The 16,645-nt window shown below is 38.6% G+C and carries 16 protein-coding genes; 11 read left to right on the forward strand and 5 right to left on the reverse strand.

The window, feature by feature from the left end; all coding sequences use genetic code 11:
- Positions 1 to 127: 127 nt before the first annotated feature.
- Both H6G06_RS11595 and H6G06_RS11600 read right to left on the reverse strand, forming a co-directional pair.
- Positions 128 to 1,831, reverse strand: a complete 1,704-nt coding sequence (locus H6G06_RS11595; protein ID WP_190560189.1) for a DUF3352 domain-containing protein — start codon at positions 1,829 to 1,831, stop codon at positions 128 to 130.
- Positions 1,832 to 2,147: 316 nt separating this feature from the next.
- The gene (locus H6G06_RS11600) at positions 2,148 to 2,768 is read right to left on the reverse strand and encodes a chorismate lyase (RefSeq protein ID WP_190560191.1); all 621 of its coding nucleotides are present in this window, start codon (positions 2,766 to 2,768) and stop codon (positions 2,148 to 2,150) included.
- A gap of 312 nt (positions 2,769 to 3,080) precedes the next feature.
- Between H6G06_RS11600 and hemB the strand changes: the two genes are divergently transcribed.
- From hemB to H6G06_RS11640, 8 genes are all read left to right on the forward strand, one after another.
- Positions 3,081 to 4,091: a porphobilinogen synthase gene (gene hemB, locus H6G06_RS11605; protein WP_190560193.1), complete on the forward strand. Its 1,011-nt coding sequence runs from the start codon at positions 3,081 to 3,083 to the stop codon at positions 4,089 to 4,091.
- A 92-nt stretch (positions 4,092 to 4,183) separates the two neighbouring features.
- A complete protein-coding gene (locus tag H6G06_RS11610) occupies positions 4,184 to 5,413 on the forward strand; it encodes an FAD/NAD(P)-binding protein (protein WP_190560195.1) in 1,230 nt (409 codons plus the stop codon).
- 89 nt (positions 5,414 to 5,502) lie between these two features.
- Positions 5,503 to 6,606 (forward strand): CobW family GTP-binding protein, encoded by a 1,104-nt coding sequence (locus H6G06_RS11615; RefSeq protein WP_190560197.1) that lies wholly within the window; start codon positions 5,503 to 5,505, stop codon positions 6,604 to 6,606.
- Positions 6,607 to 6,702: 96 nt separating this feature from the next.
- Positions 6,703 to 7,353, forward strand: a complete 651-nt coding sequence (gene folE, locus H6G06_RS11620; protein ID WP_190560199.1) for a GTP cyclohydrolase I FolE — start codon at positions 6,703 to 6,705, stop codon at positions 7,351 to 7,353.
- A gap of 391 nt (positions 7,354 to 7,744) precedes the next feature.
- Positions 7,745 to 8,092 carry a phosphoribosyl-AMP cyclohydrolase gene (gene hisI / locus H6G06_RS11625; RefSeq protein ID WP_190560201.1) on the forward strand — a complete coding sequence of 116 codons (348 nt, stop codon included), beginning with the start codon at positions 7,745 to 7,747 and terminating at the stop codon, positions 8,090 to 8,092.
- A gap of 12 nt (positions 8,093 to 8,104) precedes the next feature.
- Positions 8,105 to 8,878: a CobW C-terminal domain-containing protein gene (locus H6G06_RS11630; RefSeq protein WP_190560203.1), complete on the forward strand. Its 774-nt coding sequence runs from the start codon at positions 8,105 to 8,107 to the stop codon at positions 8,876 to 8,878.
- On the forward strand, positions 8,875 to 9,684 hold the full coding sequence (locus H6G06_RS11635; protein WP_190560205.1) for a metallophosphoesterase family protein: 810 nt from the start codon (positions 8,875 to 8,877) through the stop codon (positions 9,682 to 9,684). Before H6G06_RS11630 ends, H6G06_RS11635 begins: the two co-directional genes overlap by 4 nt.
- Positions 9,685 to 9,787: 103 nt before the next feature.
- On the forward strand, positions 9,788 to 10,519 hold the full coding sequence (locus H6G06_RS11640) for a metallophosphatase (protein ID WP_190560207.1): 732 nt from the start codon (positions 9,788 to 9,790) through the stop codon (positions 10,517 to 10,519).
- 140 nt (positions 10,520 to 10,659) lie between these two features.
- Here H6G06_RS11640 and H6G06_RS11645 read toward each other — a convergent pair whose 3' ends face one another.
- The gene (locus H6G06_RS11645; RefSeq protein ID WP_190560209.1) at positions 10,660 to 11,868 is read right to left on the reverse strand and encodes a NupC/NupG family nucleoside CNT transporter; all 1,209 of its coding nucleotides are present in this window, start codon (positions 11,866 to 11,868) and stop codon (positions 10,660 to 10,662) included.
- Positions 11,869 to 12,036: 168 nt separating this feature from the next.
- On the opposite strand from H6G06_RS11645, the gene H6G06_RS11650 reads away from it, so the two are divergent.
- Positions 12,037 to 13,110 (forward strand): WD40 repeat domain-containing protein, encoded by a 1,074-nt coding sequence (locus tag H6G06_RS11650; protein ID WP_190560211.1) that lies wholly within the window; start codon positions 12,037 to 12,039, stop codon positions 13,108 to 13,110.
- Between the two features lie 43 nt (positions 13,111 to 13,153).
- Here the strand turns inward: H6G06_RS11650 and H6G06_RS11655 are convergent, their stop codons facing one another.
- On the reverse strand, positions 13,154 to 14,038 hold the full coding sequence (locus H6G06_RS11655; RefSeq protein ID WP_190560212.1) for a metal ABC transporter permease: 885 nt from the start codon (positions 14,036 to 14,038) through the stop codon (positions 13,154 to 13,156).
- Between the two features lie 299 nt (positions 14,039 to 14,337).
- Here H6G06_RS11655 and H6G06_RS11660 point away from each other — a divergent pair, with 299 nt between their 5' ends.
- Positions 14,338 to 14,727 (forward strand): SCO5389 family protein, encoded by a 390-nt coding sequence (locus H6G06_RS11660; protein WP_190560214.1) that lies wholly within the window; start codon positions 14,338 to 14,340, stop codon positions 14,725 to 14,727.
- 69 nt (positions 14,728 to 14,796) lie between these two features.
- Here H6G06_RS11660 and H6G06_RS11665 read toward each other — a convergent pair whose 3' ends face one another.
- Entirely contained in the window at positions 14,797 to 15,516 is a 720-nt protein-coding gene (locus tag H6G06_RS11665; RefSeq protein WP_190560216.1) for a metal ABC transporter ATP-binding protein, read from the reverse strand.
- A 66-nt stretch (positions 15,517 to 15,582) separates the two neighbouring features.
- Between H6G06_RS11665 and H6G06_RS11670 the strand changes: the two genes are divergently transcribed.
- Positions 15,583 to 16,581: a metal ABC transporter solute-binding protein, Zn/Mn family gene (locus H6G06_RS11670; RefSeq protein WP_190560217.1), complete on the forward strand. Its 999-nt coding sequence runs from the start codon at positions 15,583 to 15,585 to the stop codon at positions 16,579 to 16,581.
- The last annotated feature ends 64 nt before the right edge of the window (positions 16,582 to 16,645 follow it).

Here is a 16,645-nt window from a genome sequence, read left to right on the forward strand (position 1 = left end):
TTTAACTCAAACCCTGACCACTTTTTACTGATTCCATTCCGACTATCTTGATCCTATCTAGTTTTGGTCATTAGTAATGGGTGATGAGTGACTGCGGACTGGGGATAATAACAACTGACAACTGACGTTATTTATTTTTTTTCAGTTCCAAAAAAATGTCATATTGCTGACTACGATTATCGTTGACAGCAGTTGTCACCCCTATTGTTCGTATTGCAGCCAGTAAAGCTTGTTGACTGGGAGACGCAGTATTGAGAGTAAAACTTTTAACCGTCCGTTCCATATCTAAGAAAAATAAACCCTTAGCTGGATTCGACTCTTTAGAAATCGTTTGTTGAAAAGAGAGAGTGCTGGCTAGTGTATTGCCAGGTTTGGGAACGATCTTATAGCTGATCGGAGCGCCCAAGACGAAGAAAAGCACATCTCCATCTAACCAACCATGAGTAGCAGTTAAAGTCCCAAAAGGTGAAATCCAGTTAACAACAGGTTTACCTGCAACACTAGCTGACTCAACTTTAAACTGGTATTGATTTTTAACCACATCATCAAGACTTTGTAAAGCAGTTTCAGCAGATTGACGTAAATTGCCCTTAGCATCACTGGCCTTAACCATAAACACTAAACCCGCCCGAAAATTATCTGGTGTAGCATCTTTTGGAGTATTAGGAATGACTGCAACTGAAAATTCCCCTTGCATCCAACTTAGAAAATCTTGATCTAAATCCAAATTTGTTAAAGATTTTACACTCTGTCGCAGTTGTTCAGGCTTGATAGGTGAGAAAGGATTTCCCCTAGAAGTAGAAACGTAGTCTGCCCATAAACGCTTTAAATTACTACCAGACCACATCATTAAGGTTTCGCTGGGGAGGCGATTTTGCATACTTCCGGCTTTATTTTCTACTGCCAGCACGCGCTTACTATTGGGGTTTAACCAAGAAACACCTTTTAAACGGATTCCTTGTGGTTCTAAAGTGATAGTTCCCGCCAAACCTTGGTTATTCTGGAGTTGCGTCAGCACCTGAGCAGGTAAACGCCGATTAGGAGCCGTAGTCGCTATTTTGGCAGCTATCGGTACATTTACATAAAATTGAGCAAAAGGTTGATAACCAGCAGTTTTTGAGAAATTTACGGCAAAGCCTCCTAATGTGGCTAAAGATGCTTTATTTTTATAGGCATCAATCGTCCTTTCTGTCGTTTTAGCATTATCTGTAATCACAATAAAACGCTGATCTATTAATGCGGCGGACAGCTTTTCCCCAGCTTGTCCTTCAGTTTGTTTAATCGGAATTCCTTGATAAGTGCGCTCAATCCATTTACCTTGTTTAAGTGGTTTAGGTTGTGCCAAAATACTTTTGGCTACTTCTGGATTTCTGATCGGCAGCACCATCACCATTGACTGCTCAGAAGTATCAGCATCAGTCGCTACTGGCTTGGTTGGAGCATTCCCCACTGGAGGAGCCAAAACGGCTATCGTCACTTCATCTCCAACCCAGGGTTGAATATCTTTCTCGAAGTTGTAACCATTATTAGTCAACAAGCGTTGTTGCAGCTGTATTAAATTTTTATCCAGTTCCTTTTGAGTTTCTGGTGTCCCAAACTCCCGTAACTTTTTCCAGTGTTGAGTATCCGTTGTCAAGGAAACTGCAAACAAGGCATCTTGAGGAATAATATTGGCACCAACTGGCAAATCTCTAGAAAATGGTTGTCCCTGGGTAAAAAACCAATATGCAGCACTCCCCGCACCAATCAATAACCCAGCAGCTGATAGCGTCAGCACCAAAGACGGTTTCTTTTTTTTCTTCATCACACCAGACACAATAGGTAGTGCCATAGCAACTGATACCTATAATTGAATACGGTTAAGATTCCCGACTTGTTATAGTAGTCGGAAATCTTGTTGTTGACGAGAACAAAGTCATTAAGCTTCCCCGGTCTGAAGACGCGGGGATTTCCGAAGAGTCAGTGTCTTTCGACAAATGTTTTTACCTCTTCTCATCCATAAATTTAGGAGCTTGAAACCCATTATTCGGGCAGGATTTTACGACTGTTCCCTGTTCCCTGTTCCCTGTTCCCTGCCCAAAGGGCTTAGTCACCATTTAAATGCTGACTGCAAATCATTGGTTCTCAGTGAGTGGTTTTATCCTAATTCATTCACCATCAGCACTCAACTGTGTCGGACCCAAATATTTAGTTAAATAAGGTGAAAAAACTTCATAAATTAAGGTTAGAGGCTGTCCATGATGCCAAAATAAATAATGACGACCCCAAAAAGGACCAACTTGATCAAAGCCTGACTCCAGCGCGGCTGAGTAACCGTAGTAAATTCCTCGAATATCTCGATATAACTCTGTACGGATACGAGCTAAACTCGCCCAAATTGGTAATGAACGGTTTTGCAAAAATTCATCTACATGACTAGCTTCCCACCAGGAAGTAGCATAACCCAACCTTTTACCAGAGGAAGTACGCAGCCATACCTGTCGGCGCAGTCGTGGACCTGGAACTGTTTCAATTAAGTTAGGGGCGTTATCCGAGTTTATGCCAATCAAAGACATATCGATGACATCCACTTCTATTGGCTCACAAGTGAGTAATTGTAAGTGTCTGGTGGGAGAACCATCACCCAATAGCAGCAATTGCCATGCTGGTGCTAACTGAGTATGAGGCAACCCTTTCTGTATCTCCTCTTCTCCACCTTGCCAAATAGGATCTAGGCAATGCCAAGCGGTTGGCAGTGTAGTTGTTGTGGGCGTAATGATAGTAGTCAATCTTGTTTACAAAACTTCACCTATCTCTATGAAAGCACAATCAGAGAATCTGAGGGAGCAATCAAGTCAGAATTCAGAATTCAGGAGTCAGGAGTAAAACTCTCCTTCAGTAGCACAAGACTTATGCAAAACAGAACGAAAGTAGGGGTAATACCGCAACGGGCAAGCAAGCTACATGAATTACCCCTACGCAAGAATCAGGTTTTTATTCCAATCTTGCGTAAGTCCTAAAGTCAAAAGAAAAGTAAAAATTCTCAGCATATACTTTATAATAATGATTATCATTTTTAAAAGCTTTAATTTTAAGGTTGTATGCTGTCTGCAAATTCAAATACTGATCAGTCATTAAATTTGGTTCACCGTCCCCGTCGTCTGCGTCGAACGGAAACCCTACGGAAAATGGTCAGGGAAACGACACTCACAGTAGATGACCTGATCTATCCGATGTTTGTGATGGAAGGGGAAGGACAAAAAGTAGAAATCGCTTCCATGCCGGGATGTTATCGTTTTTCTTTGGATCTACTGCTGAAAGAAATTTCAGAAGTGTCACAATTGGGAATTGGTGCTGTTGCACTTTTTCCAGTTATCCCAGAAAACCAAAAAGACGACACAGGTACAGAAAGCTACAACTCAGAAGGTTTAGTACAGGAAACTGTCAAAGCTATTAAAAAAACAGTTCCCGAAATCATCGTGATTACCGATGTTGCCCTTGACCCCTTCACCACACATGGTCATGATGGTTTAGTCGATGAAAACGGTGTTATTTTGAACGACCCCACCGTTGAAGTGTTGGTAAAAATGGCACTTTCCCAAGCTCAAGCCGGCGCTGATTTTGTCGCTCCATCTGACATGATGGATGGTAGAGTCGGGGCAATTCGTAAAGCTTTAGACGCAGAAGGTTATATCAATGTCGGTATTTTGGCATACTCAGCAAAATACGCCTCAGCCTATTATGGACCATTCCGGGATGCTTTAGATTCAGCCCCCAAATTTGGCGACAAAAAAACCTATCAAATGGATGCTGGTAATAGCAAAGAAGCTTTAAAAGAAGTCGAATTAGATATAGCCGAAGGTGCAGATATAGTCATGGTGAAACCTGCCCTAGCTTATCTCGATATTATCCATCAAGTCACAATCAATACTAATTTACCAGTTGCAGCATACAACGTTAGCGGCGAGTACGCAATGATCAAAGCCGCAGCCGCTAATGGTTGGATAGATGAGAAAAAGGTGATTTTAGAAACTTTAACCAGTATGAAACGGGCTGGTGCTGATTTAATTTTAACTTACTTCGCTAAAGAAGTCGCTTTGATGTTGATGTAACTTTTCAGGAGTCAGGAGTTACAGGAGTTCAGAATAAATACGAGTAACTAATGACTAATGACTAATGACCAATGACCAATGACTAATAACTAATGATGAAAACTGACTTAGCAATTGTCGGTGCTGGACCTCATGCACTAACTTTAGTTGCCCATCTGTTGCAAAAACGCCAATCTATTAAAGGTAAATTCGCTGTATTCGATCCTAGTGGTACATGGATGAGTCGGTGGAAACAGCAATTTGCAGCTTTAGAAATTCCCCATTTGCGATCCCCAGCTGTTCATCATCCCCACTCTAACCCCTTCGCTTTAAGGAAATTTTCTGAATCTCGTTCTCAGGAACTTTTTCCCCCCTATGACTTACCTGGAACTAAAATATTTGCGGATTTTTGCGAGGATGTTATAGCATCCTATCAGTTACAGGATCAGGTCATTCCTTTAGCTGTAACCAGGATTAAACCCCTTTTAGATCATTTACGTCCTCAATTTCAATTAGGGCTGTCAGATGGACAAACGGTAACTGCACGGCGGGTAGTGTTAGCAACCGGTAGCGGTAAAATACACATCCCTGATTGGGTGAATCAGATTAAATCAGTGTATTCTCAAGATAGACTCAGCCATTCTCACACTGTAGATTTACGGAAATATCACAGTTTAGCAGGTCAAAGAGTTTTAATAGTCGGTGGTGGTTTAACCAGTGGACATTTAGCCGTCGGTGCAATTTCCCGTGGTGCAAAAGTTCACTTAATGATGCGCCGACAATTATCAGAAAAGCTATTTGACGCTGCACCGGGTTGGTTAGGTCCCAAATATCTGAAAGGATTTTTTGAGCAAAATTGGCAACAACGGTGGATGCTAATTCAACAAGCTAGAAATGGTGGTTCTATCACACCTGCGATCGCTACACAATTACGCAAAGAAAAGCATCGTGGTAATATCATAATTGATGAAAACTGTCAAATAGTCAAAGCCGAATGGTTAAGTAATAACTGGCAGATAGAATGTAATAACGGCAAGATTTACAACTTTGATTATATTTGGTTAGCCACAGGTACTAAATTCGATGTCACCACAGAACCCTTATTACAGGACATTTTAGCCGCCTATCCCACCCAAATAGTTAACGGTTTACCTGTTTTAGATACTTATCTGCGTTGGCCTGGCTGTGAATTATTTATCATGGGTGGTTTAGCAGCATTGCAAGTGGGTCCAACAGCTAGAAATTTATCCGGTGCAAGAATGGCCTGTGAGAAAATCGTTCCCGCCATTGTTAAGCCCAGTGTAGCTTTTTCACCTAGTATTACTGAAGTCAAAGCCAGCTAACCCAAAATTTTCAGGTGTGAGCTTAAACAACTTTTTTGTGCTATTCTGAGAACGATTATCATTTGTAAATTGCATTCATTAAACAGATCATGAGTCAATTAACAGCACCAATATCAAGCCTAAACATAGATATTCCCAAACAAGGAATGCCTGTTAGTATCATTACCGGATTTTTAGGAAGTGGAAAAACCACACTTTTAAATCAAATTCTGCAAAATAAACAAGATTTAAAAGTTGCAGTTCTTGTCAATGAATTTGGTGATATTAATATTGATAGTCAATTGCTAGTTACTGTAGATAAAGATATGGTAGAACTCAGCAATGGTTGTATATGCTGTACCATTAATGATGGTTTAGTTGATGCAGTGTATAGAGTTTTAGAACGAGAAGAACGTATTGATTATCTAGTCATTGAAACCACGGGAGTAGCTGACCCATTACCAATAATTTTAACTTTTCTAGGGACAGAACTTAGAGATTTAACAAACCTAGATTCCATTATTACTGTTGTAGATGCAGAGACATTTAATGAAGAACATTTTCAGAGTGAAGCAGCTTTACAACAGATTACCTATGGAGATATTATTCTCCTGAATAAAACCGACCTTGTTAACCGAGACAAACTGGAAGAAGTAGAAAATTTTATCCGTGATGTAAAAAGCGGAGCGAGAATTTTACATACTCAATATGGTCAAGTCGCTTTACCTCTAATTTTAGATGTGGGTTTAACACCAAAAGATGAGTATATTACCGATGATGTAGAAGATACTCACGAACATGAACACCATCATCATGATCATGAAAATCATGAAAATCATGAACATCATGAACATCACCACCATGAGCATGAAAATCATGAACATCATCACCATAACCATGAAAATCATGATCATCACTCCCATCATTTAGAAAATGATGGCTTTGTGTCAATCTCTTTTCAATCAGATCAACCATTTGACGTGAATAAATTTGAGAATTTTCTCACTGAAGAAATGCCACAGAACGTATTTCGAGCCAAGGGCATTTTATGGTTTAGTGATAGTGAGTTGCGCCATATTTTTCAACTGAGTGGACCCCGTTACAGCTTACACGCTGATGAATGGCAAACTTCACCTAAAAATCAGGTAGTTTTCATTGGTAGAAAATTGGATAAAAACGAAATTTATACAAAACTTAATAATAGTTTGCTATGATAAAGAAGTGTTAAGAAATCGCCCCTAACAGTTAATAGTTATTCATGTTGCATTAGCTATTAATCAACAAATAATTTATCGAATTCAACGCAAACAATGACTTTATCCATTCGTCCCGATCTCAATTCTGCTGCTCAAGTTGTGTCATCTTTATCAACTCAGCAACAACCCACTGTAACAGAAGCAGAAATGATGCAAGCTGTACGAACCTTGCTGATTGGACTAGGAGAAAATCCTGACCGGGAAGGGTTGAAAGATACTCCTAAAAGAGTCGTCAAAGCCTTGCAATTTCTCACCAAGGGATATCATGAATCCTTGGATGAATTGTTAAATGGAGCAGTGTTTACAGAGAGTGCTGATGAAATGGTGTTAGTTCGGGATATTGACATTTTCAGTTCCTGTGAACATCATATTTTGCCAGTTATTGGCCGCGCTCATGTAGCTTATATTCCTAATGGTAAAGTCATTGGTTTATCAAAAATTGCCCGCATTTGTGAAATGTATGCAAGACGTTTGCAAGTGCAAGAACGTCTAACTTTACAAATTGCAGATGCACTGCAAGGATTACTCAAACCCAAAGGTGTTGCAGTAGTGATAGAAGCAACTCATATGTGTATGGTGATGCGCGGTGTACAAAAACCCGGTTCTTGGACAGTCACCAGTGCAATGCGTGGTGTATTTTCAGAAGATGCACGCACCCGCGAAGAATTTATGAATTTGATTCGACACAATGCTAATTTTCACTAAAGTTAGGTGACAGGTGACAGTAGTGAGATAATTGTAGGTTGGGTTAAGCGATAGCGCAACCCAACAAAAGCATTGATAATGTTGGGTTTCCTAGCGTCAACCCAACCTACTTTTCTTTTAACTACTTAATCAATTTATTGATGATTTATTTAGGGTTTGCTGAAAAAGTTGTCTGTGAGGTTAGGGAACTCTTAACAGGGAACAGGGAACAGTTTCAGCCATCTGGATATCCTCAATTTCCCATATCCGACAAGGAAAAATGCAACTGTTTTGAGACTCCATAAGCCAAAACCTTGCACTTTTTTGTTCTAAAAATTCGCAAAACCCTTATTAATAAACAGTTTTAGTTTTATTCAGCAAGCCCTATTTAGATATGATTTTAGCTACATAAATGATGGAAAAAATAATAAAAAACTTGAAATTCAACGAGCAAGGTTTAATTCCCGCCATAGCTCAAGATTACCGTGATGGTACTGTGTTGATGATGGCTTGGATGAACGCAGAATCAATTCAAAAAACCCTAGCGACAGGAGAAGCTCATTATTGGAGTCGTTCCCGTTCTGAATTATGGCATAAAGGGGCAAAATCTGGACATATTCAAAAAGTCAAAGAGCTTTTTTATGACTGTGATGGTGATACAATTCTGATGAAAATTGATCAAATTGGTGATATTGCCTGTCATACTGGAGCAAGAAGTTGTTTTTTTAATGCTGTGGAAATTTTACCTGCTCAATCTTAAGCTGAATGGATTATGAATATACCAAGTATTACCGTCGTAGCTGGATTATCTGGGGCTGGAAAAACCACCTGGATTCGTCAACAAATCCGAGATATTAAATCTCTTGAAAAAGTAATTTATTTCAGTCCTGGAACGGGGAATGTTATTATTGATCAAACTTGCATAAAAACCGAATTTCCTGGAATTAACTGTTTTGGTGATGGTCAAGAAATTGAATTTATTTATCAAATTCCAGAAGCGAATCATGTTTATATTGAATTAGGTTCTTACCTAGAATTATCAACAGTATCACAAATATTAGATAATCTCAATTATCGTGCTGTGGCTATTTTACCACCCCACTATCAAAACTCAGAATATCATACATGGACTGAAGAAACTATCAATGGCGCACCAGCAGAAATAGTCAAAGTAGAAAAAATCTGGCGCGTGTGTACAACCGGTCAAGTTATTGATGAAAATAGTTTAGAAGAATTTTGGTATGAAATAACTCATGGTGCTTATGGTAAAGTTATCCGCGCTAAGGGAATTTTTGATGTTAATGATGGGCGTTCTCTTTACTGTGATTTTGTCGCAGGTGTTCCCCAAACAGAGTTTTTAGAATTAGATTTACCAAGATATTTAGAAGGTAGACCTCAGCGGTTTAGTGGTTTAGAAGTAGCGGGAAAAAACTTAGATGAACCAGCGTTAAAAGCAACATTATCAGCTTGCTGTTTATCTGACTCCTTGATTTCCCAATATCAACAACAAGTCAAACAAATTTTATTAGAGGAACAACCAGTATGAAGATAGCTGTAATGTCATGTATTCATGGTAATTATGAAGCCTTAGATGCTGTATTATTAGACATTGAACAGCAAAAGGCAGAAAAAATCTTTTGTGTTGGTGATTTAGTGGGATATGGACCCCATCCCAATGCTGTTGTTAACAAAATTCGCTCTTTAGATATTCCTACCTGTGCTGGTTGTTGGGATGAAGATATAGTAGAAGGTTTGAATGCTTGTGATTGTAGTTATCCTTCATTATTAGCAGAAAAAAGAGGAATCCAAGCTCATGAATGGACTAATAAAGAAATTCATCCAGAAAACCGCGAGTTTTTAGCTAATTTACCCTACAGTATGCAATGGGAAAATTTAGCTTTTGTTCATGGTAGTCCTCATAGTAACCATGAATATTTATTACCCGAACTTGATGCTTTTGTGGCCTTAGAACGGGTACTTTCTACAGGTGCAGATGTGCTGTTTTGTGGACATACTCATGTCCCTTATGTCAGAACTTTAAATGCAGGTAATTTACAGATAAGAGTTGATAGTCAAGAAAAATTACAGGAAATTAGTTTTACATCTCCTATCAAGCGTATTATCAATGTAGGTTCAGTAGGAGAACCGCGACATGGTAGACCTAATGCAACTTATGTAATTTATGACAATGAAACTCAAGAGGTGACATTAAGAGAAGTTGCTTATGATTATCAAAAAACCTGTGCTGCAATTATTGAAAAGGGATTACCAAAAATATTTGCTTGGCGTTTAGCAAATGGTTTAGAATTTGCAGAAAGAGCAGATGATCCTACTCATGTTTGTACAAGATGATTGGTGACTGGGTACTAGGGACTGGGGACTGGGGACTTGCAGTGACAAATTAATTCTTTCTCCTGACTCGTGACTCCTGAATTATTATATAAAATCTAAAATTATGTGGGTTATTTTGAGTGGAATTGAAGGTAATTTAGCAGCTTATGAAGCTGTGATGGCAGATATTAAGCGTCAACGTTATGTAGATGCTTTATATATTTTGGGTGATTTAGTTGGACCAAATAAAGAATGTGAAAAACTGGTAGAAAGGGTAAAGTCTCCCCGTCGTGGTGAGTTAGAACCAATGATTTGTAAAGGTTGGTGGGAAGAACAATGTTTTATTTTGCATGGTTTGGGACCAACTGGAGAAGCTCCTGATTTGTTGGAAAAATATGGAGGTGATACTGTAGAAATGCTCTGGGAATGTGTTTCTCGTCCCACTGTACAATGGTTGAGAAATTTGGACTTTGGTTTTTTTGAGTTAGATTGTTTATTAATTCATGGTTCAACGGTAGGTGTGAGTGAGGAACTTACTCCAGAAACTCCCCCGATTCAAATGTTAGATAGACTGTCAAGAATGCAAGCAAATAATTTGTTTTGTGGTCGTTCTGGTTTAACTTTTCAATATCAGTTACAAGGTGGTTCTGTCACGAGTGAAATTACAACTCTTGACCGCCAAATTTCTTCGCAAATAATGACTGTTACACCCCGTCAAGTGATTGGGGTGGGAAATGTGGGACGTACTCCCGGTCAAGCTACCTATACTATCTATAATCCTAATAATAATAAAGTGGAATTTAAAACTGTTTATTATGGGAATAGTAAGGGATTTAAAGGGCATGAGAGTAAATAATTTAAATCTGGTGTTTAATTCCCAAATTTCCTATCGCTCTACCACTTCTTCTAACATACCTCTAAGATACAAGGTTGGGTTGATGCAACGAAGATAAATTTTAAGCTATTCTGATCTGCACAGAAAACCTAAATGTTCACTTAAACCAACATCCCCGCAATACCAGCAGTAATAAAACTCGCAAGTAATCCGCCAATCATTGATTTAAAACCCATCCGCGCTAAATCATTTTGACGGTTAGGAGCCATAGCTGTCATACTACCAATAGTAATCCCAATTGTGCCAATATTAGCAAAATTACATAAAGCATAAGTAGTAATAATCGCAGCACGTTGAGAAATTTGCTGCTGCTTAATCATTTCACCTAAATCCAAATATGCCACAAATTCATTTAAAATCGTCTTTTTACCCAATAAAGCCCCGATTTTGCCACAATCAGCCCAAGGTATGCCCATCAACCAAGCTACAGGAGCCATAATAAAATATAACATCCACTCTAAGGATAATTGCGGTAAACCTACAAGTGCCCCCAACCATCCTAACAATGCATTTACAGCAGCCAGCAAACCCAAAAATGCAATAATCATCACACCGACATTAACCGCTAACTTAACACCATCAAGCGCCCCTGTCGTTGCGGCATCAATGACATTGACAGAATTACTCTTTGTCTCCACACTAATTTTACCAGCAGTTTCCGATACTTCTGTTTCTGGATAGAGTAACTTTGATACTATCAAAGAAGTAGGAGCAGTCATAAAAAAAGCAGCTATCAAATGTTCTGCGGGAATACCGAAAGAAAGGTAAGCACCCAGTACACCACCGGCAATAGTAGCAAAACCACCAGTCATCACCGCAAATAGTTCTGATTGAGTCATGTTTGCTACATAGGGCTTAACCATTAACGCCGCTTCTGTCGGACCTAAAAAGATATTTCCAGCGCAGGATAAAGACTCAGCACCAGTTGTTTTCATGGTTTTCATCATTACCCAAGCCAAGCTACTGACTATCCTCTGGACAATGCCATAGTGATATAAAACACTGATAAAAGCAGAGAAAAAGATAATTGTCGGTAGAACTTGAAAAGCAAATAAATGATCTTTGAAATTTTCGCCAAAGACAAATTTAGCACCTACATCAGAAAAAGCTAAGAAATTACCGATAATATCCCCCAAAGACTTAAAGAGATTTAAACCCCAGGAAGTTTTCAAAATTACCAATGCTAAAAGAAATTCTAACCCTAAACCCCAGGCCACAGTTCGCCAACGCACAGCATGACGGTTAACAGAAAGGGCATAAGATATACCAATAAAAACTAAAATACCTAGCGCCGAAATAGCCCGTTCCATTTTGATTCCTAAACAGCATTTCTAAAAATATTAATATTTTTAACGCCCAGAAAACCCAATTTAAAAAAATCTTGTGTGATCAGACTATTTGCGCTATCCTGATAACGATTCTCATTGCTTCTAGGCTATGAAAATGAATCCTCAAAAATGTATTGCTAAATATTAATTATGTCCTTAAAAGCAAAGATACAGGGTGATTTTCAGCAGTGTTGGGGAGGGATGTTGTCAGATTATGTGACAGCGATCGCTTGGTCCCCCCAAGGTAAAATTCTGGCTGCGAGTTCATCTGCTGGAGAAGTAATTTTATACCATAATCTAGAACAGGAATTAGTCAAATATTTACAAACTTCTAATGGAGAATCTATAGACAGTCTTGTTTTTTCCAAAGATGGAGAATTTCTAGCCGCAGGTGGGCAAAATGGACAAGTGAAAATTTGGCGTTTACACTCAGAGGAAGCAAAACTGATCAGCGTTCTAGAAAATAACCGCACCTGGGTAGACCGCATGGCCTGGAGTCCCACCAAAAATCAACTAGCTTTTAGCTGTGGTCGCTATGTGCAGGTATGGAACGCAGACACAGGTAACACAGAAACAACCCTTAACTTTGATACATCCTCTGTCCAATATATTACTTGGCATCCCAATGGAGAAAGTTTAGCCGTTGCGGGTTATCAGAGTCTGAAAATTTGGATGTCGGAAAATTGGGATGATGATCCCTCGCTTGTACCAGTTGATTCAACCAGTTTAGTAATATTATGGTCAGCCGATGGTAAATATATCGCTTCTGGGAATATGGATTGCTCAATCACGGTTTTGGAGTGGAATAACCCAGATCCTTGGGTAATGCGCGGTTTTCCTGGTAAAATTCGCAATTTAGCATGGTCAAATATACCGACAAAATCAGGCGCACCCTTATTGGCTGCTTCCAGTATTGAAGGTATAGTGGTTTGGGAAAAAGATGCTGATAACTGGGATAGTAGAGTCTTACCCAGACATGAAGGTAATGTCCTATCAATTCAATTTCAACCCCATACCCATTTATTAGCCTCTGCTTCTGAAGATGGTAGCGTTTGTTTATGGAATCAAGGTAAACGACTGCTGCAAGTTCTTTATGGTGCTAACAATGGATTTTCTTGCCTTTCTTGGCATCCTCATGAATCTACATTAGCAGCTGGAGGAAAGAACGGTGAATTAATTATCTGGTCAAAAGGAACGCGCGGTCAAGGTTTTGGTCGTCGTTGATAATAAACCAATTTCTCAAACATTCTGACTCCTGACTCCTGAATCATTTATTATTTGCAGATTTAAACAAATTCAAAAGTTTAGCTGAACGCTGCGCCATTTCTGGTCTAGTAAAAATTCCCTGACTAGGACTAAAAAATAATGCTAATACAAACAACCCAGAAACAACTAACACTATAGCCGCTCCTGAAGGAACATTCAAATAATAGCTAATATACATTCCGGTGACACTACTAATTACACCGATAACCGCCCCCAATTGCATCATTTGATGTAATTCTTTAACTAATAAATAAGCTGTAGTTCCCGGTCCAATTAGTAAAGAAACAACTAAAACTACTCCCACAGTTTGCATACTCGCAATAATCGTTAATGTAATAGCACCAGTTAACCCAAAGTGAATCAAATTAATAGGTAAACCACTAGCTTGAGCGCCCAAGGGGTCAAAAGTATAAAATAGTAATTCTTTGTAAAAGAGTCTAACCAAAATCAAGACAACTACTGTAATAATTACAGTGCGTTTGACATCATCTGTTGTCACACCCAAAATATCACCAAATAGAAATTGATGTAGGTCTAATTTGCTTTTTAATAGGGTAATTAACATAATACCCAATGCTAAAAATCCCGAAAAAACTAAAGCCATTGCAGCATCAACTTTAATCCGCGATTGAGATTGAATCCAAGCAATAACAAAGGTGCTAAGAGTTCCCGATATAAATGCACCTAAGAAAATATCAATCCCTAAGAAAAAGGCTATGGCTAATCCTGGTAAAACTGCATGAGCAATGACATCTCCTAATAATCCCATGCGTTGCACAATTAGGAAAGTACCAACCACAGCGCAGAGAATACCTAACAGAATGGCTGTGGTAATTGCTCCGCGCATAAATTCAAAACTTAAAGGTTCTAAAAGAAAATTTAACATTGATAAATATCTCCATATTTATACAAATTTTATGTGAGGATGCACAAAATCATGAAATCCATTAATGTATTCATCCTCATCTGTGTTTATCTGCGTTTATCCGCGTTCAATTATTCTTGATTTATTATTCTATGCAGTTTCATATTATTTGTTAATTGTTGCATAAAAATTGACAAAATCCACAAACAATGTATGTAAAAATTAGGTTTTTTGCGCTGGTAGCAACAATTTAGAAATTATGATTATAATTATCATTTTCAGGTTAAGCTTGACTAGAAAATTCAACGAAGGAAAACTAAATGTCATTAAATGTAAGTGTGCATCTTATTGAACAAGCGAAAGCAGGTAAGGTTGATGAAAAGCAGTTTGTCGAAAGCATCAGACAATCATTACCTTATGCCTGGGGTATTGTAGAAAGTCTTGCACAACGTCTCATTAAAGGTGAAGAATGGGCTAATCATGAATTTCCCCCACCAAGTGAACAAGCACGCGCTCAATTATTAAGGATGATGGGTGGAGATGCAATTCGTGGAGCAGTTGAGCGTCATTTTGGCATTAAATTAGCGTTTCAAAATTGCCATAATGTCGCTGTTTTTAGACCAGATAAACTAGATTCTTCTGTATATCTAGATTTCATTTCCATTCGTAGTCAAATACTCAACCAAACACCTGAATTAGTAGACTGTTAAAGTCAAGGGTATAGTGCATAGAAATTAACATATTAATAGTTTCCATCTATGTGCTATGCCCTATAATCTCTATCTATTTAATAATAAAACACTATCTCCATAGGCACGTTGAATATTATCCGCTGTCATTACTTCTTTGAGTGAACCTGTGGCGATAATTTGTTTATTTAATAATAATAATTGGTCACATTTTGTCAAGGCTGTACCTAAATCATGGGTGACTACCAGCAAAATTTTACCTTGTAATTTCAATTCTGCAAATACATCAAACATGATGGCTTCGGTTTTTTGATCAATACCCACAAACGGCTCATCAAAAAATAATAATTCCGCTTGTTGGGCTAAAGCTCGTGCTAAAAATACTCGTTGTTGTTGTCCTCCTGATAACTCCCCAATTTGACGCGATCGCAACTCTAACATCCCTACCCTTGCTAAAGCTTCTTTGACTATTTCTTGAGATGGTTTGGAAGGTTCCCGAAACCAACCTGTATGTACAGTCCTTGCCATCATAACTACATTCCATACAGTGATGGGATAATCCCAATCAATTTGCGATCGCTGTGGTACATAAGCTACAGAATTTAATTGTTGTTTTAACGAGCGATCGCGAAACTTCACCACTCCACTACTAATAGGTACTAAACCCAAAATTGCCTTTACCATCGTGCTTTTACCAGCACCATTAGGACCAATGACACCCACCATCTGACCCGGCAAGGAACGAAAACTCACGTCCTCCACAGCCGTCACTCCTCGGTAGTTCACGGCTAAATGTTCAACTTCTAACATAAATAAGAATAACTTTACTATTTATATGATAATGATAATCATTGTATTTTAGCATTCAGATTAACAATGTTTTGCAACTCACAACTAAAATTTCTCGCTTCTGTAGCTTTAACCTTTGGTATCATTAGCTGTAGTCCAGCAGGTGAAAACAACCCATCTACTCCCACAGGTACAGAAAACCAGTCTACGGAAAAACTGCCTCTAGTAGTAGCTACCAACACGGTCATTTGTGGTTTAACCGAAGAAATTGCCAGATATACCATTGATTTAAAATGCTTAATTGATGCAGGTTCAGATCCCCACGTTTACCAACCCAAGCCAGATGACAGCAAAGCAATTGAACAAGCTGAATTAATTCTTTATGGTGGTTACAACTTTGAAGCAGGGTTAATTAAATTAATTAAAGCCACTTCCAACCCAGCACCCAAAGTAGCTGTACATGAAATTGCAGTACCCAACCCGCAAAAGTTTCAAGAAGATGGTCAAACAGTAATTGATCCCCATGTGTGGCAAAATGCCCAAAATGGTATAGCAATAGCAGAAACAATTGCCCAACAATTAGTCAAATTGTCTCCTAATAATACCGCCATTTATACTACCAGTAGCGAAAAATTAACCCAAGAAATCAGCCAAATAGACACCTGGATCAAATCGCAAATTGCCACAATTCCAAAAAAGCAGCACAAATTAGTAACCACTCATGATGCTTTTGGTTATTATTCCCAAGCTTATGGAATTACCATTCAAGGAGCATTAGGGGGAATTAGTACAGAAGAAGCACCAACACCAGCGCGAGTAGGCGCATTAGCGAGAGAAATTCAAAAAGAAAAAGTACCGACAATTTTTGCAGAAACAACAATTAACCCTAAACTAATTCAAGCCGTAGCCCAAGAAGCCAAAGTGAAAGTAGCAGAACAAGAATTATTTGCCGATGGGTTAGGTGAAAAAGGTTCAGCAGGTGAGACTTATCAGAAAATGCTAATTGCCAATACAAAGACAATCGTTGAAGGTTTAGGAGGTAAATACAGCAGAATTCAGAATTCAGAATTCAGGAGTCAGGAGTAAAACTGGCTTGGTATATACGGTTAAATCTTGATTCTGTACCTCACTGATCTGCAATCTGCTGTAT

The organism is Anabaena sphaerica FACHB-251, from assembly GCF_014696825.1.
In the GTDB taxonomy this organism is placed as follows: domain Bacteria; phylum Cyanobacteriota; class Cyanobacteriia; order Cyanobacteriales; family Nostocaceae; genus RDYJ01.

Bases quoted from the DNA above. Each gene is read 5' to 3' on its own strand.
- hemB (WP_190560193.1), top strand. From the start codon at position 3,081: ATGCTGTCTGCAAATTCAAATACTGATCAGTCATTAAATTTGGTTCAC.
- H6G06_RS11635 (WP_190560205.1), top strand. From the start codon at position 8,875: ATGAAGATAGCTGTAATGTCATGTATTCATGGTAATTATGAAGCCTTA.
- H6G06_RS11665 (WP_190560216.1), bottom strand. From the start codon at position 15,516: ATGTTAGAAGTTGAACATTTAGCCGTGAACTACCGAGGAGTGACGGCT.
- H6G06_RS11670 (WP_190560217.1), top strand. From the start codon at position 15,583: ATGTTTTGCAACTCACAACTAAAATTTCTCGCTTCTGTAGCTTTAACC.
- H6G06_RS11630 (WP_190560203.1), top strand. From the start codon at position 8,105: ATGAATATACCAAGTATTACCGTCGTAGCTGGATTATCTGGGGCTGGA.
- folE (WP_190560199.1), top strand. From the start codon at position 6,703: ATGACTTTATCCATTCGTCCCGATCTCAATTCTGCTGCTCAAGTTGTG.
- H6G06_RS11650 (WP_190560211.1), top strand. From the start codon at position 12,037: ATGTCCTTAAAAGCAAAGATACAGGGTGATTTTCAGCAGTGTTGGGGA.
- H6G06_RS11640 (WP_190560207.1), top strand. From the start codon at position 9,788: ATGTGGGTTATTTTGAGTGGAATTGAAGGTAATTTAGCAGCTTATGAA.
- H6G06_RS11615 (WP_190560197.1), top strand. From the start codon at position 5,503: ATGAGTCAATTAACAGCACCAATATCAAGCCTAAACATAGATATTCCC.
- H6G06_RS11655 (WP_190560212.1), bottom strand. From the start codon at position 14,038: ATGTTAAATTTTCTTTTAGAACCTTTAAGTTTTGAATTTATGCGCGGA.
- H6G06_RS11610 (WP_190560195.1), top strand. From the start codon at position 4,184: ATGATGAAAACTGACTTAGCAATTGTCGGTGCTGGACCTCATGCACTA.
- H6G06_RS11595 (WP_190560189.1), bottom strand. From the start codon at position 1,831: ATGGCACTACCTATTGTGTCTGGTGTGATGAAGAAAAAAAAGAAACCG.
- H6G06_RS11660 (WP_190560214.1), top strand. From the start codon at position 14,338: ATGTCATTAAATGTAAGTGTGCATCTTATTGAACAAGCGAAAGCAGGT.
- H6G06_RS11645 (WP_190560209.1), bottom strand. From the start codon at position 11,868: ATGGAACGGGCTATTTCGGCGCTAGGTATTTTAGTTTTTATTGGTATA.
- hisI (WP_190560201.1), top strand. From the start codon at position 7,745: ATGATGGAAAAAATAATAAAAAACTTGAAATTCAACGAGCAAGGTTTA.